General features: G+C 40.8%; 20 protein-coding genes. 10 read left to right on the plus strand and 10 right to left on the minus strand.

What is annotated here, in order from left to right:
• Positions 1-46 precede the first annotated feature (46 nt).
• Complete coding sequence (locus tag AC0VYV_RS19665) at positions 47-1,402, plus strand: glucoamylase family protein (protein WP_475374147.1); 1,356 nt, start codon at positions 47-49, stop codon at positions 1,400-1,402.
• A gap of 80 nt (positions 1,403-1,482) precedes the next feature.
• Here AC0VYV_RS19665 and AC0VYV_RS19670 read toward each other — a convergent pair whose 3' ends face one another.
• Together AC0VYV_RS19670 and bglX are read right to left on the minus strand one after the other, a co-directional pair.
• On the minus strand, positions 1,483-4,788 hold the full coding sequence (locus AC0VYV_RS19670; RefSeq protein ID WP_475374904.1) for a GH36-type glycosyl hydrolase domain-containing protein: 3,306 nt from the start codon (positions 4,786-4,788) through the stop codon (positions 1,483-1,485).
• Positions 4,789-4,809: 21 nt separating this feature from the next.
• Positions 4,810-6,972 carry a beta-glucosidase BglX gene (gene bglX / locus AC0VYV_RS19675; protein WP_475368036.1) on the minus strand — a complete coding sequence of 721 codons (2,163 nt, stop codon included), beginning with the start codon at positions 6,970-6,972 and terminating at the stop codon, positions 4,810-4,812.
• A 278-nt stretch (positions 6,973-7,250) separates the two neighbouring features.
• Here bglX and AC0VYV_RS19680 point away from each other — a divergent pair, with 278 nt between their 5' ends.
• From AC0VYV_RS19680 to AC0VYV_RS19700, 5 genes are all read left to right on the plus strand, one after another.
• Positions 7,251-8,492 (plus strand): sugar ABC transporter substrate-binding protein, encoded by a 1,242-nt coding sequence (locus AC0VYV_RS19680; RefSeq protein ID WP_475374148.1) that lies wholly within the window; start codon positions 7,251-7,253, stop codon positions 8,490-8,492.
• Positions 8,493-8,572: 80 nt separating this feature from the next.
• Positions 8,573-9,472, plus strand: coding sequence for a carbohydrate ABC transporter permease (locus tag AC0VYV_RS19685; protein WP_242057221.1), 900 nt, complete (start codon positions 8,573-8,575; stop codon positions 9,470-9,472).
• A gap of 23 nt (positions 9,473-9,495) precedes the next feature.
• The gene (locus AC0VYV_RS19690) at positions 9,496-10,326 is read left to right on the plus strand and encodes a carbohydrate ABC transporter permease (RefSeq protein ID WP_303534977.1); all 831 of its coding nucleotides are present in this window, start codon (positions 9,496-9,498) and stop codon (positions 10,324-10,326) included.
• A 110-nt stretch (positions 10,327-10,436) separates the two neighbouring features.
• The gene (locus AC0VYV_RS19695; protein ID WP_475368038.1) at positions 10,437-11,429 is read left to right on the plus strand and encodes a LacI family DNA-binding transcriptional regulator; all 993 of its coding nucleotides are present in this window, start codon (positions 10,437-10,439) and stop codon (positions 11,427-11,429) included.
• A 337-nt stretch (positions 11,430-11,766) separates the two neighbouring features.
• Entirely contained in the window at positions 11,767-12,660 is an 894-nt protein-coding gene (locus AC0VYV_RS19700; RefSeq protein ID WP_475374905.1) for a glycerophosphodiester phosphodiesterase, read from the plus strand.
• A gap of 50 nt (positions 12,661-12,710) precedes the next feature.
• Here AC0VYV_RS19700 and AC0VYV_RS19705 read toward each other — a convergent pair whose 3' ends face one another.
• Positions 12,711-13,676 (minus strand): ankyrin repeat domain-containing protein, encoded by a 966-nt coding sequence (locus AC0VYV_RS19705; RefSeq protein WP_475374149.1) that lies wholly within the window; start codon positions 13,674-13,676, stop codon positions 12,711-12,713.
• A 154-nt stretch (positions 13,677-13,830) separates the two neighbouring features.
• On the opposite strand from AC0VYV_RS19705, the gene AC0VYV_RS19710 reads away from it, so the two are divergent.
• Positions 13,831-14,307, plus strand: coding sequence for a hypothetical protein (locus tag AC0VYV_RS19710; RefSeq protein ID WP_194218595.1), 477 nt, complete (start codon positions 13,831-13,833; stop codon positions 14,305-14,307).
• Between the two features lie 72 nt (positions 14,308-14,379).
• Here AC0VYV_RS19710 and AC0VYV_RS19715 read toward each other — a convergent pair whose 3' ends face one another.
• Positions 14,380-15,021 (minus strand): REP-associated tyrosine transposase, encoded by a 642-nt coding sequence (locus AC0VYV_RS19715; protein WP_404683449.1) that lies wholly within the window; start codon positions 15,019-15,021, stop codon positions 14,380-14,382.
• A 210-nt stretch (positions 15,022-15,231) separates the two neighbouring features.
• On the opposite strand from AC0VYV_RS19715, the gene AC0VYV_RS19720 reads away from it, so the two are divergent.
• On the plus strand, positions 15,232-16,185 hold the full coding sequence (locus AC0VYV_RS19720; protein WP_475374150.1) for a polysaccharide deacetylase family protein: 954 nt from the start codon (positions 15,232-15,234) through the stop codon (positions 16,183-16,185).
• A 98-nt stretch (positions 16,186-16,283) separates the two neighbouring features.
• Here AC0VYV_RS19720 and AC0VYV_RS19725 read toward each other — a convergent pair whose 3' ends face one another.
• Positions 16,284-17,243, minus strand: coding sequence for a 2-hydroxyacid dehydrogenase (locus AC0VYV_RS19725; RefSeq protein ID WP_475365963.1), 960 nt, complete (start codon positions 17,241-17,243; stop codon positions 16,284-16,286).
• 167 nt (positions 17,244-17,410) lie between these two features.
• On the opposite strand from AC0VYV_RS19725, the gene AC0VYV_RS19730 reads away from it, so the two are divergent.
• Entirely contained in the window at positions 17,411-17,842 is a 432-nt protein-coding gene (locus AC0VYV_RS19730; RefSeq protein ID WP_303534985.1) for an acyl-CoA thioesterase, read from the plus strand.
• A gap of 146 nt (positions 17,843-17,988) precedes the next feature.
• Positions 17,989-19,325 (plus strand): IS3 family transposase gene (locus AC0VYV_RS19735; RefSeq protein ID WP_430241928.1). Its coding sequence is split into 2 segments (ribosomal slippage): positions 17,989-18,373 and positions 18,373-19,325, totalling 1,338 coding nucleotides; the frame shifts between segments, so codons are not numbered across the junction.
• Positions 19,326-19,455: 130 nt separating this feature from the next.
• On the opposite strand, the gene AC0VYV_RS19740 is transcribed toward AC0VYV_RS19735, so the two are convergent.
• From AC0VYV_RS19740 to AC0VYV_RS19760, 5 genes are all read right to left on the minus strand, one after another.
• Entirely contained in the window at positions 19,456-20,694 is a 1,239-nt protein-coding gene (locus AC0VYV_RS19740) for a Zn-dependent hydrolase (RefSeq protein ID WP_430243286.1), read from the minus strand.
• A 365-nt stretch (positions 20,695-21,059) separates the two neighbouring features.
• Positions 21,060-21,152 (minus strand): putative holin-like toxin, encoded by a 93-nt coding sequence (locus AC0VYV_RS19745; RefSeq protein ID WP_242057220.1) that lies wholly within the window; start codon positions 21,150-21,152, stop codon positions 21,060-21,062.
• A 195-nt stretch (positions 21,153-21,347) separates the two neighbouring features.
• Positions 21,348-22,721, minus strand: coding sequence for a M28 family peptidase (locus tag AC0VYV_RS19750; protein ID WP_475374151.1), 1,374 nt, complete (start codon positions 22,719-22,721; stop codon positions 21,348-21,350).
• A gap of 389 nt (positions 22,722-23,110) precedes the next feature.
• Positions 23,111-24,577: a sodium/pantothenate symporter gene (panF, locus tag AC0VYV_RS19755; protein WP_475374152.1), complete on the minus strand. Its 1,467-nt coding sequence runs from the start codon at positions 24,575-24,577 to the stop codon at positions 23,111-23,113.
• On the minus strand, positions 24,574-24,858 hold the full coding sequence (locus AC0VYV_RS19760; RefSeq protein WP_427391179.1) for a YhdT family protein: 285 nt from the start codon (positions 24,856-24,858) through the stop codon (positions 24,574-24,576). The genes panF and AC0VYV_RS19760 overlap by 4 nt, the downstream gene beginning before the upstream one ends.
• Between the last annotated feature and the right edge of the window lie 196 nt (positions 24,859-25,054).

A 25,054-nucleotide genomic window follows, 5' to 3' on the forward strand; every position in this document is an offset into this window, starting at 1 on the left:
ATACTAAAATCGAAACGTTTCACTAATTTTGAAAGGAAGTGGATTCATGAGAAAATTTCTTTTGTTTTTTCTTGTAGCAGCCATTGTTTTAACCGGATCCTTGCCAGTCACTAATGCTGAAAGTTCTACCAAAGGAAAGAATCATGCCTTTTCCAAACAATTGAAAGCGATTTCAAAGACGACGTATCGGTACTTTGAAGATTTCACGGATGAAAAGACTGGATTAACGTATGATGCCGTTCGAATGAAGAATGGTGAAAAGACAGTACAAGACTTTACATCACCAACAAACATCGGCATGTATTTCATGAGTACAATATCTGCTCAAGAAATTGGGATAATTTCAAGAGATGAAGCAGTCCACAGGATTCAAACTACACTTCAAACATTAGAAGAACTCGAGACGTGGAATGGTTTATATTATAACTGGTACTTCACTAAGGATGGTTCACTTATGACCGACTGGGGTGAGTTCATCTCAACCGTTGATAACGGCTGGCTATCCGCAGGTTTAATCGTAGCCGGACAAGCTTATCCTGAGTTAAATGATCAAACAAGTGAATTAGTGGAAGCGATGGACTATTCTAAGCTCTACGATTCAGAGGTTGGCCAAATGCGCGGAGGGTACGATGTAGCAACTGAAAGTGTTACAGAGCATCACTACGGAGCGTTTTATACAGAACCACGCCTTGCGAGCTATATCTCGATTGGTAAAGGAGACGTTCCTGTAGAACATTGGTGGAAAATGTACCGGACAATGCCTGGAAGCTGGGATTGGCAATCTCAAGTACCAGAAGGCTATACCAAAACATATGATGGGATTGATGTATTTGAAGGTCACTATACATACAATGACCAAAAGTATGTACCAAGCTGGGGAGGTAGTATGTTTGAAGCCTTGATGCCGGGTCTTGTCTTGAAAGAAAAGGAACTTGGCCGAAATGCCCTCGGCTTAAATAATCAAAAGCATGTGGATATCCAAATCGAGTATGCAAAAGAAGAGCTTGGCTATCCTGCATGGGGATTATCTCCTGCCGCAACTCCTGAAGACTATTCCGAATTTGGCGCAACTCCTCTTGGTATGGACGGTTATAGTGCAGAAGGAGCAATTGTAACACCACACGCGTCTTTCCTTGCATTAGAGTACGCACCTAAAGAAGTGTACAAGAACTTAAAAACACTTAAAGACTTTGGTACTTACGGGAAATACGGCTTTTATGATTCGGTAAATGTCCTAACTGGAGAAGTAACAGAAGCGTACCTCGCGCTTGATCAAGGAATGTCTATGGTTGCGATCGCAAACTACCTGGAAGATGGCATTATTAAGGAATACTTCCATGAAGATGGCATTGGCGAAAAACCAGAAGATTTATTAATAAAAGAGAATTTCTCAATTAAATAAGGTAAAAATAAACCGGGATATCGAAACGTATCGATATCCCGGTTTCATTATTTTATTCCACAATTACCTCAAATGTTACATCATAACCAAATTTCAATAGTGTTCATGCCGCTATTCAAATACTTTTCAGCAACTGCCTTTCGAACAACCATTCCGCCCTCACGATAACGATTAGAGCTAAGAGCTGTTTCAACTCGCTGACCGTTAATATGAACTTTTCTTTCTTCATTTGTTAGATGATACTGAAAAGTAACGTCCAGCCCCCAGAACTGATAGTGCAATTGAAGGCCATCTAGTCTATTAGGAAGGATAGGGTCAAGCACCATGTTTCCTTCTTCCTGGCGGATGCCAAGTGCATTTGTTACAAGCTGATTCATATAAATTCCTGGTCCACTTGAATAAATCCGCCAACCGCCTTTCACCGGAACTGATCCGCTTTTAAGATCATCAAACCGATTCTGCGCCTCGTAACGCGTATTGAATTTCCCATCTGAACTACTGAAGTAGGCATTACTTTGTCGTTTCTCTGCGTTTGACACCACATCCGTAATACCAACCGGATTAATAACTTGTAGCCCCTTCCAAACTTCTTCCCTTTGGCCAAGTTTCGCCATTGCCTCAATAAAACGAATATGTGCATGAACATATTGAAGTCCAATTTCTCTTCCAAAGTTCGCTGCTTGCTCCGCTCTTTTGAAATGAGTACTCACTCCACCTTTATAATTCGCAGGCTTATCCATTAATCGAACACCATCCGGGCATGCGAGCTTTTCTCTAATAATTTGGTAATGATCTCCTGCTTCCTCTGCAGATAAAAGCTCACTGATCATCCCTCGAATCATCGGTAATAAACGATAATGGATACCTGTCTTCTTATCCTCTGGATGAAGCATCTTTTCAGGACGCTCCTGATCTTCCATATATAAAAACCCTGGAAGAACTCCTGTATCGAGGAGAAATTTCTGATAGTCGCGTTCAATTCCAAGTGCAAGCTCCTGAAGATCCTTTTTCCATTCAGGCTCTACTAGTGCATCCGCAAACTTACGCACAGCCTGGTAAGTCAGCGCAACCGTCCAGCTACTCACCATGTATTTTTTTAATTGAGCGTTCGCAGGCTGAAGGGTATCATCCCAATCCCCATCACCATAAGAAGAAAGGAAGGTATCGTTGAGAAAATGTCGTTTCACATACTCAATCTGTTTTTTAATATGTTCCTTCAATGAATGTTTCTTTTCGCTAAATGTAAAATCTTCTCGCAGGGTATATGGTAATTCCATAGCTAAAATTTTATGATCACCTGTTACAGCAAGGTAGTCAGCGACGACTTTTAGCGGCCAAATCACAACATCCCCATGACTTTCCTCCTGCTGAACACCCCCATACTCATCAAACATAAACCACTGTGGCCAGTTACCTTCATCTTCATATTGATGAGCATATACTGTTTGAATAATTTCTTTCACAGAGTCATAATTCTGCGTCGCCATGAAATATTCAGTTGGCCCCTGGCAAACATCTCGTGTTCCCCAAGCTGCCCCAATCGATTGCTCAAGACCTCTTGGAACAGAATAATGCACAAGCATATTGTGCGTGTACCACCAAGCAAGTGCGTTCATTCTGTCTAACTCGGCATTCTTTTCTTTATGACTGAGATGAAACTGATTCATAACCTTTCCTATATAGTCCCGGTAGCGTTTAATTTCAGCACTTGCATCTCGTTCAGAAGGAGCATACTCTCCATCACGTGTCCCCTGTATATGTAATGAGAACTGTTGTGTAGATTGAATTTGAAGCACAACAAGCGAAGCATCCCCTTCTTCAATAGGATGAACGAGTAGACGCTCATCTCCCACTTCCATATCAGTACCGGAGACGGACAACTGATAAGTGAGGTTAGGATTGACCTTTGTACTTTCGGAACTATGTGGTCGGAACGTTAAAACACGACCTTTCTGCTCCACATCATAGACTTCTTCATATTCATGGTTAGCCATTGAGATTTGATTCGTAACCAAATAGCGATATTCTTTACCACTTTTCGAACTCACATCTAACTGCACTTGCTGAGAATCAACGGTTGTAAAATTTGTGATGATAATAGTGTCGTTCTCAAATTTGTAATACCAGCGCGCGTAATTAAATCCCATTTCAAATAATGAAGGCATTGTTAAAAGTCGATAGGTTCCTTCGTATTCCACATACAACCTCTGACCCGACGTTTTAAGAACATTAAGGGGATTACGCTGATTGCTCATCATCTTATGAAACGATGTATTTCCTAAAGAAATTTGGGAATTGAAAACACCATACATATAGGACGTTGTCGAAATAACATTCCGATTCAATCGATCATTTTCCCCAGACATCAAAATATGCCCATGTGGCCGCTCGACTAGAAGCTCTTTTTGCTTTAATACGACATGCTCATACGTATCGGTGAAAAAAGATAGTAGCGCCCCATTCTCACGCTCTTCTTGTTGACGATTAGGGAATAATTCGATGATGTCTTCCTCTGTCATATTAAGTGATTGCATAGGAGCTCCGACGTGATGCTGCACTCGTTCTTGTGCTTTTTCTAGGTGTGGGTCCAATTTAATCGAATCCCAAGAAGCGATAATGTTATCTCGACTAACAGGCTTTGAAGTCGAATGAGGATGATCATTTTGAAATAGTCCATAAAAAGTGAATTCTTTTTCTCCATTTAACATCACGCGATCTGTTTGAAGAGCTGTATAGGCGAATTCATATTGATAGATTTCATTTACTAGCGACTCTTCCTTCAACCTTTCTGGTTCATTTGTTTCCTTATAAGATAACCCGAAGAACTGAAAACCATCTGTAGAATAGCCTTTTGTATTCCCGAGTGAACCTTGTTGAAGGTAAGGAAATCCCCCCTGTTGTGGTTGATTTTGACGTGTACAAACGATGTAACCATCCTCTTCAAAAACGGTATGATCCATATACTGAGACGTGTATGCTTCATTTGTTCGAACACCGCCTTTTTCAGCAAGTCCAAGATCCTGTCCGTATACAACGTCTACTTCAACATCATTTCCTTCAAGCGTGACGTTCCAGAACCAAAGATTCTGTTCCGTAAGATGAAAAGCAACGGTATAGTGCACATCCGCAACTTTCCCTCTCCAAATTGCCTCAGACGTTCCAAATTGAAAAGTACTATTGGATTTAGTTCCGATTAAAGGGTATGTGCTAATCTCTTCATTCGTAAACACTCGTAAATATAAATTATTTAATGCACCATCAATAGCATTCGATAGCACTTGATTGATCATAATATTTCCCGTCGTTAATTCATAAAGATCTCCACTTTTTAGAAAAATGGCTTCCATGTCTCCAGCTCGTAAACATGCTTTTCCTCGATCGATCATTATCACTCGAGCCCCACTCCTTTACTTCACTAATTTAAATGGCAATTCTTGAACGTCATGACTGTTAGAACCAACAAAAGCAATATAGTTTCCTGGATCGCTTTCAAAAGATAAATCACTATGATGATAACGAAGTTGCGTCTCTGTTATTGTAAAGACAACTTCCTTTGTCTCACCGGGTTGTAACGTAATTTTCTTAAAATCTTTCAGCTCTTTCATTGGTCGTACAACCTCTCCAGCGATATCTCTTACATATAGCTGAACGACTTCCTCACCTTCATATGACCCAACATTTTCAACAGTCACGTGAACGACTAAATCTTCTTCACTCATAATAGAATCGGATAGTGTCGCATTACGGTAAGTAAAGTCTGTATAGCTTAATCCAAAACCAAACGGAAATACCGGTTCATTCGGAATATCAAGATATTGCGACACATAGCGAACTTGCGCATCCGGCGCATCTTTCGGACGTCCCGTGTTAAAGTGATTGTAGTAAACAGGTACCTGTCCAACTGAATGTGGAAACGACATCGCTAACCGTCCAGAAGGATTCGCATCTCCGTAAAGAAGATCAGCAACTGCCGCCCCTCCTTCCGTTCCTGGATACCACGCCTCAAGTAACGCATCAGCTTCCTCAACCACACCGTGAAGATCAAGCGGCCGTCCATTAAAGAGCACAGCAACGATAGGTTTATTCAGCTTCTTCATTTCAGCAATGAGCTCAAGCTGAACCTTCGGAAGACGAATGTCGCTTCGACAACCTGCTTCACCACTCATATCTGAATCCTCTCCAAGAGCGAGCACAATCACATCTGCATCCTTTGCAACCTCAACCGCTTCTTTTAACGCTTCTTTTGAGCCATTTTCGATATCGCACCCTTTAGCAACTTGCAAAAGAGAAGAGTCTATTTTTGATAACAATCCTTCCTTTAAAAGAACGGCTTCATCTCCTGACCCTAACCAAGACCACGGGCCAAGAATGTCATTACTTTCTCCAAATGGTCCGATAAGCGCTACTTTCTGCTCTTTCTTTAGAGGAAGCACAGAATCATTTTTTAACAGCACGCTTGATTTCTGAGCAAGCTTTCTTGCCACTTGCCGATGTTCTTCGCATAAAACAACTTCCCTTTCCCGTTCAACATCAGCCCCTCTGAATGGATTTTCAAACAATCCGAGCTTCTCCTTCAGATCTAGAATTCGAAGTACAGCTTCATCAATGACCTCTTCATCTATAGCGCCTTCTTCGACAAGCTGTGGTAGGTGGTGAACATAAGTCGAGGTCATCATCTCAATATCCACTCCTGCAGCAATCGATTTTAATGCAGCTTCTCGCTCATCTTCCGCAACACCATGAGGAATGAGCTCCTTCACGGCCCCCCAGTCAGAGATCACGACACCATCAAAACCCCATTCTTTACGTAGTAAATCGCGCATTAACCGCTTATTCCCACTTGCCGGGATGCCATCGACCGTATTAAATGCCGTCATCACCATTTCACAACCCTCATCAAGGGCAGCTTTGTACGCAGGTAAATAGGTTTCGCGAAGCTCTCGTTCTGATAAATCAACATAGTTATAATCACGACCGCCTTCAACGGCACCATATGCAGCGAAATGCTTCACACAAGCGGCAACTCGTTCAGCATCGTTTCTCAAATCTTCTCCCTGAAAACCTCTCACAAATGCCCGTGCATATTCACTATTTAAATGTGGATCTTCTCCAGTCGATTCCATCACTCGTCCCCACCTAGGGTCTCGAACAAGATCAACCATCGGAGCAAAGGTTACGTGAATGCCCGAAACGCCCGCTTCCCGAGCTGCCACTTTTGCGCTTTCTTCTGCAAGGTTCAGATCCCATGAGCATCCAATGGCAAGTGGAACCGGAAAAATCGTTTTATAGCCATGAACGATATCAGACATAAAAAGAAGAGGAATCCCTAATCTACTTTCTTCAAGATAAGTCTTCTGGATATTGCGGATATTTTCCGCTCCGGATGCTCCGAGAACAGAACCACTATGACGAACCTGTTCTTCATCAAGGTTTAGCTGTTCTAATGGACCCGTTATCTCCCCAGCTTCTTTCGCCCCTTTAAAGAAAGGCGTTGCGAGCTGCATCAACTGAGCTGTTTTTTCATGTATCGTCATTTGACTAAGTAAGTTCTTCAATTCATTAGGTTTCATTTCTTTCCTCCTCACCTTTTATCGAAACGTTTCAATTTTATCTTAGTTGAATTATAAGCATGTCTAAAATAATTAGTCAAAGAGTGATTTCATTAAATTTCTTCATAAAACCATATTAGTAAAGCTTCTAATAACCGTTTTCAAATAATTTTAACAAAAGTGTTGAAAGCGGATACACATTTGATTATAATCGAAATATCGAAACGTTTCAATAAGGTTTGTTTGTCAGTCGCAAGTTAGTAGGCATGGAAAATAGAGTGAAAAAGGAGATGGATTGCATGAAGAAGAAAACCGCAGCACTTTTGGCTACGTTCTTACTTACAATTTCAATGATTCTTGGAGCTTGTTCAAACGATGACAGTAGTTCAAGTGATGGCAAAAAGGAAATTACGGTATGGGCAATGGGTGAAGAAGGAAAAAAACTTAGTGAGCTCAGTGATAAATTCGAGAAAGATAATCCTGACATAAAAGTAAAGGTTCAGGCCATCCCCTGGGAAAACGCCCATGATAAGCTGCTAACGGCTGTCGCTTCCCAAAAAGGACCAGACATTGTTCAATTAGGAACAACCTGGGTACCTGAATTCGCAGATGCCGGTGCTTTACTTGATCTTTCTCCTTATCTTGAAGACTACCCTGAATTTAAGCCAGAGAATTATTTCGAGGGTGCTGCTGATTCCATGACATTCGATGATCAAGTCATTGGCGTTCCTTGGTACGTTGAAACACGCGTCCTCTATTATCGTACAGATTTATTGAAGGAAGCTGGTTTTGAAGAACCTCCTGCAACGTGGGATGAACTGAAAGACGCAGCAACAAAGCTTTCCGATCGTGGAGACGACTACTATGGACTCGATATTGATATGAACGATCAAATCACCCCGTTTATTTTTGCATGGCAAAATGGATACGAGATGGACGTTGAGAACAAAGATCTAAACTTCGACAGTCCAGAATTCCGCGAAGCAATGAAGTACTATAACAGCTACTTTAAAGAAGGACTCAGTCAAACAGCTGAAGGCGTTGATATTGTCCAGGCTTTCAAAGACGACAAGAAACCAATGTTTTTCAGCGGGCCATGGATGATTAACATTTTGAACGACCAGGCTCCAGATCTTGAAGGCAAGTGGGATGTAGCCGTTATGCCTGAGAAGGAAACAAATACATCAAGTATCGGAGGATCGAACTTCTCTATCTTCCATAACTCTGAAAATGTGGACGAAGCGCTAAAGTATCTTTCCTATATGAACGATGTGGATACACAATTGGAATGGCTTGATGTATCGAACACTCTTCCATCTCGAGTGGAAGCTTGGGAAGACCCTGCTTTAAGCGATAATGAAATGTACGCCACGCTAGGTGAGCAGCTTGAGAATACAGAAGGTGCTCCACAAATGAAGGAATTTGAAGCAATGGCTCAGGAACTACTAGCCTCAATTGAACGAATTAATGTTGGCGGTGCAGATGTAGATAAAGAGCTTGATGAATTTAGCAAAAAAGCAAATGAAATGCTAGAAGACTAATCACTGACGGAGTTACAGGCGTATATCGTCTGAACTCCGTTTTATCGAAAGAAAAGCGCTCTTCAGATAGGTGGGATAACATGCGCAGTATACTAAGAAATGCCTTTCAAGCAAGACATGGACTAATGTTCATCGCCCCTGCAGTTCTCATATTAATTGTCTTCAGTATTGTTCCGATTCTCATCGCATTTTTTATCAGCTTCACGGATCTGAACCTTAAAGGGCTTGCTGACTGGTCAAATATTAGCTTTATTGGATTCGAAAACTACGTGGATCTTTTCTCAGACGATCTGTTTCATAAATCTGTTTTTAACACGATTTTCTATGTGTTAATTGGGGTACCACTCGTCATTTTCTTCTCTCTCGGTATCGCCCTTCTATTAAACTACGGAACATCAAAACTGTTTACGTTCTTTCGGGCAGTCTATTACATGCCATCCATTACTAATATTATTGCGATCGCAGTCGTATGGGGCTACCTCTACAATACCGAGTACGGGCTCTTTAACTATATCCTTTCGTTGCTCTCTGTCGATTCGATTCCATGGTTAACAGAACCTACGATTGCAAAACTATCACTTATTATTCTTGCCGTCTGGAAAGGAATCGGGATTAACATGATCATCTTTCTTGCCGCTCTTCAAGGCATACCAAAATCTTATTATGAAGCGGCACAAATTGACGGCGCCAATCGGATTCAGGTGTTATTCAATGTCACCATTCCTTTACTGCGATACGCCACATTCTTTGTGACCGTAACAACATTGATTGGTTGGATGCAATTTTTCGAAGAGCCGTTCGTCATGACCGATGGTGGCCCGCTAGATGGAACCATATCAATGGCGCTCTTTATTTACAAAAACGGCTTCCAGTTCAGCGAATTTGGCTATGCAGCTGCAGGCTCATTTGTTCTTTTTATTTTCATTATCATTGTCACGCTTGTTCAATTTAAGGTGCGAAAATCGGATACAGAATATTAATAGACAGGATCGGAGTGAAAAGAATGGAATCAAGATCCTTTTTACAAAAAATCGAAAAGCCTTTTGTGACGTTACTGCTCATCGTAGGTGGCGTGGTTGTCTCCATCCCTTTTCTTTGGATGCTTTCAAGCTCGTTCAAGCAAGAAAGTGACGTCTTAAACATACCGCCACAACTCATTCCAAGTAATCCAACGTTAGACAACTATATAAACCTTTTTCAAAGCTTAAACTTTGGGCTTTATTTGAAAAATACGCTGATTATCGTACTCTTCTCTTTCCTTGGTCTTCTATTAAACGCAATGGCAGGATATGGATTTGCGAAATTTAATTTTAAAGGAAAAGAAAAGATCTTTTACATCGTTCTTGCTACAATGATGATCCCAGCCCAAGTGACGATGATCCCTGTTTACCTTCTATTAAATGAAATGGGGCTAACGAACACAATGACCGGAATCATTCTCCCCGGCCTCGCCGTCGCCTTTAGTATTTTTCTCTTCAGGCAATTCATGACGACGATTCCGACGGATTTAATTGAAGCGGCCCGCCTTGATGGCGCTGGTGAGTTCTATATTTTCTTTAAACTTATCATTCCTATCGCAAAACCAATCTTTGCTGTGCAGGGAATCTTAACATTCATTGGCGCTTGGAACAGCTTCTTATGGCCGTTAATTATCGCAAATGATGAAAGACTATATACGCTTTCTGTTGGGCTGTCACTACTGAAGGGACAATATGCAAATAACTACGCCCTCCAAATGGCAGGAGCTGCTATTATGGTCGTTCCGATCGTCATCATCTTCTCTTTCTTTCAGAAATACATTGTGGAAGGATTTACAATGTCAGGTCTTAAATAAAAGTGAGCTGGAAGAAGTCGGGCAAATGATTCACCTGACAATTGCTAACAATTAGTTGTACACTTAAAGTAAACATATTATAAAGTTGTCTAGATAGAGGATGTGAAAAGATGGCAACGATAAAGGACGTAGCAAAACGCGCAGGTGTAGCCGTCTCAACGGCTTCCTACGCATTGAATAACATAAAAAAAGTTAGTCCTGCAACGGTGAAGAAAGTGCAAGACGCCGCCAGAGAACTAAACTATCAAAAAAATGGCTTTGCTTCTGACCTAAAGCGAACAAAAACAAATACGATTGCATTGATTCTAAAGGATCTTTCAGGACCCTATTACTCTGAGCTGATTAAGGGCGTTCAAGAAGTAACCATGACAAATGGTTTTGACTTGATCGCCTGTAGCTCAATAGGTGGCGCTCAATCCACTGCGGTAAAATTTCTCACGGAAAAGCGCGTTGATGGGGCAATTATTTTAGCTCACAACATAACTGATGAAATCATCAGTGAAGCAGCTCGTGAAGGCTTTCCTCTGGTCGTACTTGATCGAACATTAAACAATGATCACGTTATTCAAGTAGAGGTCGATAACATTCAGGGTGGTTATCTCGCAACGGAACAGTTAATTCAGAATGGTCACAAGGATATCGCTTATATTAGCGGCCCATATAATTCTCATGACAATAAAATGCGCTTCAAAGGATATGAACAAGCATTAAAGGAACACGAGCTTCGTTTTCAAACGAGATGGAAAATCTCAGGTGACTTCACTAGAGAAGGTGGCTATCGTGCAACAAAAATGCTAATTGCTCAAGGCAACCTCCCCACAGCTGTTTTCTACGGAAATGATGAAATGGCGATCGGAGGCATTCAGGCATTTAATGAAAAGAAAATCTCTGTCCCAGATGATATTTCCATCATTGGCTTTGATGACATCCAGCTATCCGAATATGTCTCACCACCGCTAACAACGATTAAACAACCCAAATATGAGGCCGGCGCTCTTGCCGTTCACCTTATCTTCCAGCAGCTTTCACTCGAGAAAGTGGATCGCTATTATAAACTTCCTACAGAACTAGTTGAAAGAAAGTCTGTTGCTAGGAAGGATTAAAATCAAACCACCGCGGGGCGTGCCTGCGGTGGTTAAATGGTGCCTGTCACCCGCGGTTTATGTCGAAATTATTAATATTCTCATGCTAAAAGTCCTGATACCACGAGTGCTATTTTCCCCTCACTTTTGAACCACGTTACAGGTTTATTAGCCTCTTTCAAGAGACCTTCCCCTCATTTTTTCCTGTCCATCCCTCCTAACCTCCACTTCAACGCTTCTAACAAAACAATTGAATTCGCCCTTTTCTATTTAAAAATCCGCCTTATGTAAATCACCATTTACATTCATTGAATATACTATCAGTTGAATCGATTTTGAAAGGATGATAGTGATGAAGATGAAGCGGAGATTTAAAATTGCAGCATTATCAATGAGCATTTTCTTATTTGCAAGTATGCTCCCGACTGGAGCTGCCTCAGCAGTTGAAAAGGACAAGTCTCCAGGCATGAACTCTAACAAACTATTAAACGTAGCTCACAGAGGTGCTTCTGGACATGCTCCTGAACACACGCTTGCATCCTATAAACTTGGGGATGAAATGAAAGGCGACTACATTGAAATCAACCTTCAGATGACGAAGGATGGTAAACTCATTGCCATGCATGATGAATCAGTTGATCGGACCACAAACGGGACAGGCCTTGTAAAAGACTATACACTTGAGCAGCTAAAAGAGTTAGATGCAGGTAGCTGGTTTAATGAAAAATATCCTGAGAAAGCTAATCCTGCTTACGAAGGGCTTCAAGTGCCTACTCTTGAACAAGTACTCCAAACATTCGGGAAGGATGCTCGCTATTATATTGAGACGAAATCTCCCGAGGTATATCCTGGTATGGAAGAAGAGCTCCTTCGCATTCTTAACAAGTACAATTTAACAGGTGTTAATGAACGATCTAGTAAAGTGCTTATTCAATCTTTTAGTCAGGAAAGTCTATTGAAAATGCATAACCTCAATCCTAATTTACCGCTTATTCAGCTCATCTCATATAAAGAGCCAGCAACAATTTCTGAGGGAGAACTTCAAGAACTAGCTGAGTATGCAGTCGGCGTCGGAATGTCTGCTTCAAAAATTGACGAAACGTACGTACAAAAAGTAAAAAGCGCTGGTTTACTCATTCATCCTTATACAGTGAATGAGAAAGACCAAATGACGCGCTTATTAGACTGGGGCGTAACGGGGATGTTTACGAACTACCCTGATCGTTTGAGTGATGTACTTCATGGTAAATAATCACAAAAAAGGTATCAGTTGGTAACTACCAACGAATACCTTTTTGACGTTTACCAGCCATATTGCTGAAGCAGCTCTGCAATCGCAGAATGATCGCTCTCTTCCGCTAACGCAAATGCCTCTTCACTTTCCTCAATAGAAGAAGGAAGGGCTCCCGCTACGAGGAAAGCTTCAACAAGTGAAGGATTGTCTTGTTTGATTGCTTCAAATAGCAATGGATCTCCTTCGTAACGAGCATTCGCATCCCCACCTCTACCTAGTAGCAAAGAAACAAGTTCGGTAGACTTTTCTTTGGTGACTGCCGTAACTAGTGCACTTTCATCGTTTTTTTCTACCGTAAAGTTTGGATTTGCTCCAGAATCAAGGAGTAATGCACTTGTTTCTTCATTTCCTTGTGCGATGGAATAAGTTAATAAAGTATCATGCTCGCCTTCCACTTCTATTTCTAGGTTCGGATTATAACCATTGTGTAATAAAATTTTGATGAGCTCGATGTTTTCTTCCTTTACAGCTTTGACTAACATTTTCTCATTTCCGATTTCAAAATGAGCACCCATTTTTAATAGCAAGTCAACAATTTCGTTATTTCCTTGTTCGACTGCTACTTCTAGAAGGTTCTCATTTTTCTCATGATTTACTTCAGCATCCCCATCGTGATCCGATTCTTCATGATCATGTACCTCTACCCCATTCAGAAGTAGGAACTCAACAAGCTTGCTATCTCCTTCCATGACCGCATAAGTGATTGGTGATACGCCATCATTGTTTACTGTATCTGGCGAAACGCCCTCATGAAAAAGATCCTCCATCTCCTTTAATGTCGTTTCATCTGAACGATTCTGATAGAGGAGTTCCCACAATTGGTCTTCTTCTGTAAGAACGTCGGTGTCTGTTCCTTGATTTTCTGCACTAGCTTCTTTATGTGATTCAGACGTCGTTTTATCTCGATTTAATTCAGAACATGCCGCTACCACGATCAACATAGGCATGATCATCCAAAGTAACTTTCGCTTCATTGTTTCCCTCCAACTTTATAAAAAGTCAATTCCTAAACCATTATATCGTGAAACTCTCTGAGGAAAGATTAAAATTTAGTGAAATATGTCTTCGAATGGGACAACTTCCGCCCGTCATACACTTTAATAGTCAAGCTTCAGGGAGGACGAGACGTTGTCATACTTTAAAACGAGGAGGAAGCGCGGAGGTTCAGGAAAGGTTATTTTTAGCTTAATCGTCTTGCTGCTTCTCGGTGGCAGCATCGCTATTTGGATCTGGCAACAGCCTAAATCACAAGCCTTAGCAACTGTTAAGGAATTCTATTTATATGAGCAAAGTGGTGATTTCAAAAAAGCCTGGAACCTTTTTCATCCAGAAATGCAGAATCGGTTTTCAGATGAACAGTACAGTCAATTACGCTCACAGCTGATTACACAAGATATTGGCGCTACCTCGTTTACGTTCGATATTGGCAAAGTAAAAACAAAGAAAAATTGGCGTTCTGGAGTAAATGGAGTGATCATGAAAAAAGTTTACACAATGAAAGTCACGCTTCAGTTTCACGATCAGTTTGGAAATTTTGATCTCGTTCAGGAAGTGTTTGTAATAAAAGAAGAGGGAGAATACAAGGTCTTGTGGGATTACAAGTAGAAATAGAAGATTAAACAAACGTTTGATTAAGGGGAGGTGCCGGATAAAGTCGGCATCTTTTTTATTTTGAAATTAGCTTAAACCTTCCTTCTGTGATAAAAGGGATTGCACAATAACATCTCTTCGTGCCATCACGAACTTACAGTACTGCTTTTTCTTTTGATGGATAGTCCCAGGATAGCCTTCAATTAACGGAAGTAAATAAAGGTAGGGTTTATTAGGTTTATTACGTAAACGGTAGTAGTGATAGCTCGACCATGGATAATCTTCTGGGTCTGAGACAAGGTTTGCTTTTACGGGATTCAAATGAATATAACGGCTAACTTCAAGCATGTTTGATGAGCTATTTAACGGTTCATCAAAATAGCGTTTTTCAAAAACGTGGCCAGTTAACTCATATCTTCCATTGAAATAAGTCGCGTATCGTTTGTTAATGAGTGACATGATCTTTGAAATGGAATGTTCTTTGGAGCGAAGTTGAAGATGATAGTGGTTGTTCATTAAACAATAAGAAGCTAACTCAAACGGGTGTGTCTCGAAGACTTGATCGAGGATAGACAAAAACGTTCGATAATCTCTGTTATCGTAGAACAAAAGTTCTTTACGATTTCCTCGACTCACTATGTGATAGAAATGATTCGGAAGCCAAACTCTTGGTTTTCTCACCATACCATTAGTGTTGTTGCATGTGGATTTAATAGATTCCTGTAACAAAGTAGCTTCGTCATTTTTCTTCCTCCCTTGTCAGTAATCTTCTCTTTCTCCAAGAATAATCTTCCCCCTCTTACTCGTCAATCAAATTTTATCGACAGGATTCGGGGAGTGACAGGCACTCGCAAGGTTTTATATATTTGTAATTTTAATACCAAATTAAACCAAATTAATGGTAGTATAGGGAAGTATTCGGCAAAAAGGGGGATATAAATGAAAAAAATTCACTTATTTAGCTTTGTTTTACTAGCTATAATCGGGAGTTTAGTAGGGTTTGGATGGGGCGACATGGGCACTATTGATCTAGATCAAGTTACATTATCTACTAATGAAAGCAGTTCTACAGCTGAAGCTTCTCATCAAGAAGATCATGAAGAAGAAAAAATTAATGAGCAAGAACTTAGAATTCAAAAACTAGAAGAAGCTGCTGAAAGAGGAGCTGCTCCTCATATACCTGTGTTAACCTATCATAATATAATCTCCAAAGAAAATTTGAAAGAGAGACACTATGGCGATGATGGTAATCTATCAAGCACCATTGTTTTACTTGAAGACTTTAAGCAACAAATGAATGTTTTGCATGAAAATGGTTTTTTTACGTTAACGCTTGAGGAATTCGAAAAATATATAACTAGCGAAATACCTGTCCCTGAAAAAAGTGTTTTACTTACGTTTGACGATGGTCATAAGAATAATTACATAGAAGCTTATCCGGTATTGAAGAAATATGATTTTCACGCTGTTGAATTTTTGATTACGAATCGAAATAAAGACAAAACCGTTCCATATAATACTGATACAAATCAATATCTCAGTCATCAAGAAATTGAAGCAGCAAGCGACGTCTTCGAATATGCAAGCCACACCAACAGTTTTCACAATTTGGATAACGGCACACCTTATCTAATCTCAAAATCTCTTCCTGAAATTCAAGAAGATGTAGAAACAAGCATTGAATTAATTGGTGATACAAACGCACTTGCTTATCCTTATGGGGCTTACGATGAACAGACGATGGAAGCAATGGATGTTGCTGGAATCGACTTTGCTTTTACTGTACAAGCTGGCTACGTTCAGCCCGGAGATGACATGCTACAGATTCGCCGAAATTCCGTGAGACCTTATAATACAATTGAAGACTTTAAGAATGTGATGGAAATCAACTAACTTTATGCCATATAAAAGAACAGGCCATTGTGCCTGTTCTTTTATATAGCATTCGGCACCAATCCGGTGGTATCGGGTGGTGACAGGCACTATTGCCTCTACACCTTATTTGGCGCCTCTTCTCCTTCAAGTACTTTCAATAAGTTCATAGCAGCGACTTCTGCCATTCTCAACCTCGTTTTTACACTTGCACTCCCTATATGAGGAAGGGTAACGACGTTTGAAAGACGAAGCAAGGGATGATCAAGCGGTACTGGCTCTTCTTTAAAAACATCTAAACCCGCAGCCCATATAACACCATTCGTTAGGGCTTCATAAAGAGCATCTTCATTTACAATTCCTCCTCTTGCTGTGTTGATTAAAACAGCGCTCCTCTTCATCGTTTCAAGCTGCTTTACCCCAATTAAATTCTCAGTTTCAGGCGTTAATGGTGTCAAAACACATACAAAATCAGACTCCTTTAAAAGATCTTCAAACTCTTTAAACTGAAGATCTAATCTACTTTCTGCTTCCTGATTCCGACGACGGTTGTGATAAACCACATTCATATCAAATCCTCTAGCTCTTTTCGCCACAGCTTCCCCAATTCTCCCCATGCCTATAATCCCTAATGTCGCCCCATAGATATCCTGCCCTGTTAGCTGCATAGGTGACCAGGCTTCCCAGTTTCCTTCACGCAAATAATTGGATGCTTCAGGAATTCGGCGTGCGGTAGCCATTAGTAAAGCAAAGGTTAAGTCGGCTGTTGTTTCCGTCAGAACCCCCGGAGTATTCGTCACAACAATCCCGCATTCTTTAGCTGCTTCAATATCAATGTTGTTATAACCTACAGCCATATTGGCTACTACTTTCAGGTTGTTGGCTTTTTTTAGAAGTGAGTGATCTACTTGTTCAGTTAACATACAAAAAAGCCCGTCCACACGCTTAATTTCTTCTTCTAAGACAGCGTGCGGCACTGGTTCTTTATCCTTGTCCCACATCCTTACTTCACATGTTTCACGAATAGGCTTCACAATTTCATCTGGCAACTTCCGCGTAATATACACTTTGGGTTTCATCCACATTCCACTCCTTAACTCAAATTGTCTCTATCCTACATGTTTCACGAATAAAAACGAAATTCCTCTTCCACATAGAGACATTACCCGGGAAATTTCGAAGCGATACGCAAAATAATAACGGAATATTGTGATAAAATAAAGAAAATCGAAAGTTGAGGTAAACCATGTTACATAACTATCACTTTTCTTTTCCCATCCGCGTTCGTTACTCCGAAATCGACGGTCAAAAAATTGTATTCAATGCCCACTATTCTACTTATATTGACATTGCTACCACTGAGTATTTCCGACACGTCTTAGGTGATCGATTACAGAAACTTGCTGAAGATCGGTTGTTTGATCCGGTATTAAGGAAAATAACGATTGAATTCATCAAACCAGCAAAATTGGATGATCTCCTTGATGTGTACTGCCGAATTACTAAAATAGGTCAGAGTAGTTTTCAACTTGAGCACACTATAACAAGAAATGAGGAAACTCTTGTAAAAGCAGAGGTCATACAGGTGAATTTTGACTCAACTACCGGCCATGCAAAAGCGATCCCTCAAGAAATTAAACAAGCGATTACTATTTTTGATAAGATAAGTGATCATTAACCTTCTCATCATTTTGTGGATTTACAGAAAAAGTCGGCATGCCAATGTAATATGTACCCTATAGAGTAGACACTTAAAAAAAGTCTGCCCTATAGGGTACTTTTATGTATAATGAGGACAAATTCTACGATGGGAAATGATTATTAATGAGTAAGAAAGTATTCTCAGAGGAAGATGTCAAAACACTTGCCTCTAATAAATTTGTGAAATCAGTTAGTGAAAAAGGAATCACATACAGTGATGAATTTAAGCGAATATTCATTACGGAGTATGAAAAAGGAAAACTACCGAGTCAGATTTTTAAAGAAAATGGATTTGATGTCGATACTCTCGGACACGAAAGAGTACATTCTGCCGCGAGAAGGTGGAGACAGGGTTATAAAAACAAAGGGATTAATGGACTTACTGACACTCGTAAAGAAAGCTCCGGAAGATCCAAAGATAAGGAACTGTCTTTAGAGGAAAAATACAAACGTTTAGAAGCTCAAAATAACCTATTAAAAGCAGAGAATGATCTCCTAAAAAAGCTCGAAATGATGGAAAAGGGGATGGGAAAAAAGAGATAAAATTAGCTGCTTCTCTCAAGTTTGAATTAATCCGCCATATCATCCATGAGTATCAACTTAAAAATATGGTCCGATACTTATGTTCCGTAGTGGGTGTCTCACGATCTGGTTATTATCGTTATTTCACTGAAGGTGCTCGAAAGCGTCGAACAGAAAACGAGGCGCGAGACCAAGTTTTAAAAGACTGGATCCTAAAAGCCTATGCCTTTAAAAAGCGAAAAAAAGGGGCACGTCAAATCAAGATGACGCTAGCTAACCAGTATCAAATAACCTATAACTTAAAACGCATACGCAGAATCATGAAAAAATACGGAATCGTATGTCCGATCAGAAGAGCGAATCCCTATCGTCGTATGGCGAAAGCAACGAAAGAGCACAGCGTTGTACCAAACAAACTTGAGCGAAACTTCAAACAAGGCATCCCAGGGAAAGTACTTCTAACTGACATTACCTATTTGTTTTATGGAAATAAGAAGAAAGCGTATCTATCTACCATAAAGGACGGCTCTACGAATGAGATCCTAGCTTATCATGTGTCTGACCGAATTACGCTCGATCTAGCGACAGATACGTTAGTAAAACTTAAAAACAACCGTAAAGCAAAACTAGATGCGAATGCCTTTATTCATTCTGATCAAGGCTTTCACTATACTCACCCTACCTACCAAAAACAGCTAAAGAAATACGGTTTAGATCAGTCTATGTCTAGAAGAGGAAACTGTTGGGATAATGCCCCACAGGAATCTTTCTTTGGTCACTTTAAAGACGAAGCCTCAATAAAACCTTGTCAAACACTAATCGAATTAAAACGTGAAGTTAAGAGTTATATGATGTATTACAACCTGGATAGATGTCAGTGGAACTTAAAAAAGATGACCCCTGTTCAATACAGGAATCATCTTCTTAATGTTGCCTAGTCTTTTTTAAACTGTCCTTTACACAGGGTACATATTAATGAAAGCATACCGACTTTTCTATTTACTACGGTGACCAAAAAAGTTGAAAATGTGAAACTCCTTCATGAAACAACTTCATTATCTGCGAATTTTACTCCTTCTGAGCAATCCGCACTGCTGTTTGATAAAGCAATTGCACTCCTTTCTCAATATCATCCATTTCCGCAAACTCAAGCGGGTTATGGCTAATCCCCTTTTCACATCGAACAAAAATCATCCCATAATCACTGATATACGACATAAACAGAGCATCATGGAATGGTCCGCTCATTAAAACAGGGGATTCGAAACCGAGCGCTTTATCCTCTTCACTCATGATTTCTTTAATCCAGTCAGCACAATAGCGCGGCTCACTTCTTGTATCTTCGGTGATCGTATAGGTAAGTTTGTAAGTCGTGGCGGCTTCTTCAATGATCGTGTAAAGCTTTTTCTCAAGCATCGTACGGTGCTCCAGGTCGATGTCACGCAAATCCATTGTAAATTCAACTTTTTCAGGAATGATGTTACGTGAATTCGGAAATACCTGCACACTTCCCACAGTCCCAACCGTTGTTTCTTTCCCCTCTTCTTTTATTAACTGATCAAATTTCGTAATGATCTCACTGGCTCCAACCATCGCATCTTTTCGTAACGGCATCGGAACAGAGCCTGCATGTCCAGCGAATCCTTCAAGTGTAACGGTTAACCAGATAGGACCTGATATTCCCGAAACAATTCCTACAGGTTTGTCTTTAGATTCCAGAACCGGTCCCTGTTCAATATGAAGCTCGAGAAACGCTTCAATATCGCCTTTCTTGTATACCGGGCTTTGTGAAAGATCAGGCTCGACACCGAATTCTTTCAGTGCTTCTTTTCGTGTCATCCCTTTCTTATCTTTTCGCTCGAGTTCACCATCTTCTAAAAGGCCAGCAAGAGCCCGAACTCCGAAAACACCTTTATTAAAACGTGAACCCTCTTCATCAGAGAAACAAACCACTTCGATCGTTCGCTTTGGTAATACGCCGTTGTCCTTCATCGTATGTACAACTTCAATCGCTCCAAGAGCTCCAGCCGTGCCGTCAAAGCGACCTCCATAAGGTTGAGAATCGATGTGAGAGCCAAGCATGAGGATTGCCTTATCTTTTTCTGAGCCTTCTATTCTGCCAATTAAATTCCCAAAACCATCAATTCGAGCAGTTAGTCCAGCCTCTTCCATCCATCCCTTTACAACTTCCACAGCTTCCCGATCTTCTTTCGAGTGAGCAAGACGACAGACTCCTGTTTCCCCAATCTTTCCAATCTTAGCGAGTTCTTCAAGATGACTCTGTAAACGACTTCGGTTAATCCCCATTCACACTCATCCTTTTCGGCTTTTTATTCACTATAGCAAAGCAAATGCCATCGCACATTATACAAAACGTAAGGTATTAGCTGGTTATTATATATACTTCGTCTATTCAGGCAAGATATTGCCCCAAATGACATGGTATGCATTCGACATTATCCACCATAAAACGGGTGGTGACAGGCACCATCATACCATCACCCTCTTGCCACAGCACCCTTCATTGCATATAATAGAGCTAGATAACATAAAGTATAAAAAAAGAACGCCGGTGCTTTCGCACCAGCGTCCATACAGCTGCTCCGCATGACGAGCGGCGGCTCAAAAGGCAAAAAGTAACTCACCTTAATCCTTGGCCGGGGCAGGGTGGGTTACTTCTTTTTATTACTGGAAACAGTAATAATCGTGACCACGAGAGAAGCAAAACTGATCATCAATACAAGCGCCTCGTATGTGCTCATCATTATAGGCAGCACCCCCTTTCATAAACGGGGTACCGCCGCCCACCCTGCTTTGCAGCTGATACTATTCATTTTATCATAGACATCTACCCTATTTGGATAGACCATTTACCTATGTTAGTGTCAAAACAAAATATGCCAAGATTCTAAATAAGTCTTAACGATGCGGGGCCACCCCACCTCGTTAAGCCTTTTCTCTTACAATGGACGATCATCAAAATCATAGTCTGCTGGATTCGGCGCAACTCGCGCCTTCTCAAGTGCAGGAGTATCTGGTCGTGCAATCTGATAGACGGCTGCTCCTACAATTTCCGCAACATTTTGGAGTTTCTCTTTACTTATTTTATCAATCGTATCATCTGGAGAATGGTACCACGGCTCAAGCGGCGCATGAATAAAGAGAGCAGCCGGTATCCCTTTTAGAAAGAAAGGCACGTGATCGCTTCTTCCGAGTTCTCCATAATCAACTGCGCCTGAAATCCTCGCTCCAGCTGAAGCACCAAGATCGGTTACAAGATTCTTGTTCCCATCAGGCGTGAACATAATAAGTTCCCCAGCATCACGACTTCCCACCATATCCATTTGGAAATGAGCAACCGTGCTTTCTATTTCATCATCAGTCAAAGAGTCTGCATAGTGGTAAGAACCGACTAATCCTTTTTCTTCAGCACCAAATGTAACAAATCGAAGCTCTGTATCTGTAGGGGTTTTCGCCATGATTCTGGCTAATTCTAGCGTTGCCGCTACTCCAGATGCATCATCGTTAGCTCCGGGACCATTAGGGACGGAATCGTGATGCGCACCAATGCTGACAATTTGTCCATTATCCTTATTCGGGTGCGGTTCTTTTTTCGCAATGACGTTATAAGAGGTTTTATCAATTGTCCCAGCATTTTCTACGCTTACAGTAGCTTTCACGTCTTCATTATTCAGCTGCTCCACAAGTTGAAGGCCAGCTTCTCTTGTTATCGCTACCGCCGGGATATCCTGTCCTTCATAAGCGTAGCCAAATGAATTGCCAGAGCGTCCTTCTCCGTTAAACATAATGACGCCAATTGCTCCCTTATCATAGACGTTCTGAATCTTTTCATAAAAACTATAAGTCCCACGCTCAATTAATGCGATCTTCCCAGCAACTTCAACACCTACTTCATCCTGAGAACCAAGTCCTACATAAACAAGAGATCCTGTGGCGTGATCGTTAATGGATCCTTCAAACGTATAAACATCGCCAGAAAAGACTTGCTCATTAATAGAAAGCGATGAAGCTCCACCATCCCACTCCTGAATGGTAAAAGGCTGTAATTCCGTCTCATAGCCATAGCGTTCAAACTCACTTTTTATGTACTGTACCGCTTTGTATTCCCCTTCTGTACCTGATGCACGAGGTTGCTTTGATAATAAGGCAATGTTGTTATACATGTTTTCGCTGCTAATTTTCTTTATCACTTTGTTGTCAAATGCGTGGTCAGATTGTTCATTTGGAGCAGGCTTAGCTGCATCAACCGAGAAAGACATTGGACTTAGAACCAGACCTGTTGCCAAAGTAATTGTTAGCGCTCTCTTATTCAAATGGTATTCCTCCTTAGGATGAAGTAATCAGCATAATTATTCCATTAATTGAATGTTTAGTAAATTACTCATTTAATCCTAATAAGAGCTTAACAATCCAAAATATGGACTTTTCACCTACAAAAAATTGAGCAATCTCAACCTTTTTCAGTCGAAATTTGTATATAAGTGTAGAGAAAATGAGCATTCTCGGTCATTTTTTAATTGTTTTTATTTTTTTCGTAAAACACTTTTAATTACTGTCCCATTGCAGTTATTTGTCCGCTTACTATAGAATGCTATCCAAATATAAATAAAGAGCCCTCCAATGAAGAAGAGCTCCTAATTAATATTTCCTTATTTATCATTCGACAAATTCTCTCAAAAAGCGGGTAGTGACAGGCACCATTTCACACCTTCCATAACCTCAATACTACTTCTTCCTGAACCACAGCATGTTTCTTCTCCGTCATCAAACTCACGCTCACATAACTTAGAAACGAAAGCAGTACCGGCAACACAACCGTATGCATCCCAAATGCATTTGGCATAAATGTATTAAATCCAATATAGCTTCCAACTCCTACAAGAATGGAAGCCATTGCACCACTCGCATTTCCCCTCTTCCAATAAAGTCCCATCACAACCGGCCAAATGAAAGCAGCTTCAAGGCCTCCAAAGGAGAATAAGTTTAACCAAATGAGAAGGTCAGGAGGGTTAACAGCCATTGCAAACACCAATATTCCCAATACCATCGTCACACCTACGCTAATTCGCTTGATCGTTTGATCGCTCGCTTCAGGCTTCACGTAATTCAGGTAGACGTCCTTCACGATGGCAGAACTAACAAGTAACAACAGCGAATCCACTGTCGACATGATAGCAGCCATAGGAGCAGCTAAAACAATGCCCGCGAGCCAGGAGGGTAGCACTTCTAGAGCAATTCTCGGCATAACTGTATCTCCTACCTCAATTCCAGGAAGCACCGCGCGTGCAAACACCCCAGTGAGATGCATTCCGAGCATAATGACGCCAACTACGATCGTTCCAATTATTAAAGCACGATGCATGCCTTTTGAGCTTTTATAAGACATCGCTCGAACGGCAACCTGTGGCAAACCAACGACCCCAACGCCCACGAGAATCCAGAAAGACGATACATAAAGTGGTGTTAAAGATCGATCAGCACCAAAAGGAGAAATTAAGTCAGGATTCTCAGACGCAAGCGTGGTAACAATGCTCTCAACGCCACCACCCGCTATAACCGTTCCAATTAGGATAACAAGCGTGCCACCTAACATCACGATGCCCTGAACCGTATCAGTGATCGCAACCGCGCGAAATCCTCCGATAATAACATACACAAGAACAGACACCGCAAAAATAAACAGTGCTCCCGTATAAGGCAACCCTGTCAGCGATTCAATGAGTCTTGCACCCCCGACCCACTGGGCAGCCATCGCAGAAAATAAGAAAATAATGATACTAAGCGCAGATAAAATGACAACCGCTTTGCTTTGGTAACGTTCCTTTAAAAAATCGATCAACGTTACCGCCCGAATTTTCCGAGACATAATCGCAAATTTTTTCCCCAGAACAGATAATACAAAGTAACCAGTTGCAAGCTGTGACATCGATAAAAGCACCCAACCAAGCCCCATCGTGTAAGCTACACCAGGGCCTCCGATAAAACTACTGGCACTTCCATATGTAGCAATCATAGTCATCGCGAGTATAAGTCCACCAAGTTGCCGACTACCTAGAAAATACTCTTGCAAAAAGTTCGAAGTCGATTTCAAATGTGTTGAAGCATAAAAGCCAATAAGAAAAATAATAACAAGAAAAATAAGGAGAGGAATCACAACTTGCCAATTCATTCGTCCTCCTCCTCATCAAACGGAACTTCTTTAAACAAAAAGACAACCGCTAAAATTACGAGGACAATCACAATCCCAGTTCCAAGCAGACAGCTGTAGAAAAACCACGCTGGTAATCCCCATATATAGCTATACTCCTCTACTGGTTTTGAACCAAAACCGTAGGCAAATCCATACCAGAGTATAAAATTTATTAAAACAAGCCCAACGCCAATAAGCGCTTCACGATTGGCCACGAGGTATCGCGGATCATCTTTAGGCGTTTCTTCGTGTTGCTTCATGCTTTTCCTCCTTCAAAACAAACCTCGTTCTATTATAACCAGAAGGTCTTCTTCAACCATAATGAAATGTTTATCACAGCGGACTCCTTAATGAGTATAGCAGTGAAACATTATAAGGATAAAAGAAATAATAACATGCTGCCATGTTTTTCTTTATATATCTCAGTAAACTAGCTTAAATAAGTACAGGCAAGCT

The organism is Anaerobacillus sp. QJM3NY_17, assembly GCF_056173665.1.

Excerpts from the sequence above, each read along its gene's own strand:
- AC0VYV_RS19760 (WP_427391179.1), bottom strand. The coding sequence starts at position 24,858 with ATGAAGCAACACGAAGAAACGCCTAAAGATGATCCGCGATACCTCGTG.
- AC0VYV_RS19705 (WP_475374149.1), bottom strand. The coding sequence starts at position 13,676 with ATGAAGCGAAAGTTACTTTGGATGATCATGCCTATGTTGATCGTGGTA.
- AC0VYV_RS19685 (WP_242057221.1), top strand. The coding sequence starts at position 8,573 with ATGCGCAGTATACTAAGAAATGCCTTTCAAGCAAGACATGGACTAATG.
- AC0VYV_RS19745 (WP_242057220.1), bottom strand. The coding sequence starts at position 21,152 with ATGATGAGCACATACGAGGCGCTTGTATTGATGATCAGTTTTGCTTCT.
- panF (WP_475374152.1), bottom strand. The coding sequence starts at position 24,577 with ATGAATTGGCAAGTTGTGATTCCTCTCCTTATTTTTCTTGTTATTATT.
- bglX (WP_475368036.1), bottom strand. The coding sequence starts at position 6,972 with ATGAAACCTAATGAATTGAAGAACTTACTTAGTCAAATGACGATACAT.
- AC0VYV_RS19670 (WP_475374904.1), bottom strand. The coding sequence starts at position 4,788 with ATGATCGATCGAGGAAAAGCATGTTTACGAGCTGGAGACATGGAAGCC.
- AC0VYV_RS19700 (WP_475374905.1), top strand. The coding sequence starts at position 11,767 with ATGAAGCGGAGATTTAAAATTGCAGCATTATCAATGAGCATTTTCTTA.
- AC0VYV_RS19665 (WP_475374147.1), top strand. The coding sequence starts at position 47 with ATGAGAAAATTTCTTTTGTTTTTTCTTGTAGCAGCCATTGTTTTAACC.
- AC0VYV_RS19740 (WP_430243286.1), bottom strand. The coding sequence starts at position 20,694 with ATGGGGATTAACCGAAGTCGTTTACAGAGTCATCTTGAAGAACTCGCT.
- AC0VYV_RS19720 (WP_475374150.1), top strand. The coding sequence starts at position 15,232 with ATGAAAAAAATTCACTTATTTAGCTTTGTTTTACTAGCTATAATCGGG.
- AC0VYV_RS19725 (WP_475365963.1), bottom strand. The coding sequence starts at position 17,243 with ATGAAACCCAAAGTGTATATTACGCGGAAGTTGCCAGATGAAATTGTG.
- AC0VYV_RS19695 (WP_475368038.1), top strand. The coding sequence starts at position 10,437 with ATGGCAACGATAAAGGACGTAGCAAAACGCGCAGGTGTAGCCGTCTCA.
- AC0VYV_RS19730 (WP_303534985.1), top strand. The coding sequence starts at position 17,411 with ATGTTACATAACTATCACTTTTCTTTTCCCATCCGCGTTCGTTACTCC.
- AC0VYV_RS19690 (WP_303534977.1), top strand. The coding sequence starts at position 9,496 with ATGGAATCAAGATCCTTTTTACAAAAAATCGAAAAGCCTTTTGTGACG.
- AC0VYV_RS19680 (WP_475374148.1), top strand. The coding sequence starts at position 7,251 with ATGAAGAAGAAAACCGCAGCACTTTTGGCTACGTTCTTACTTACAATT.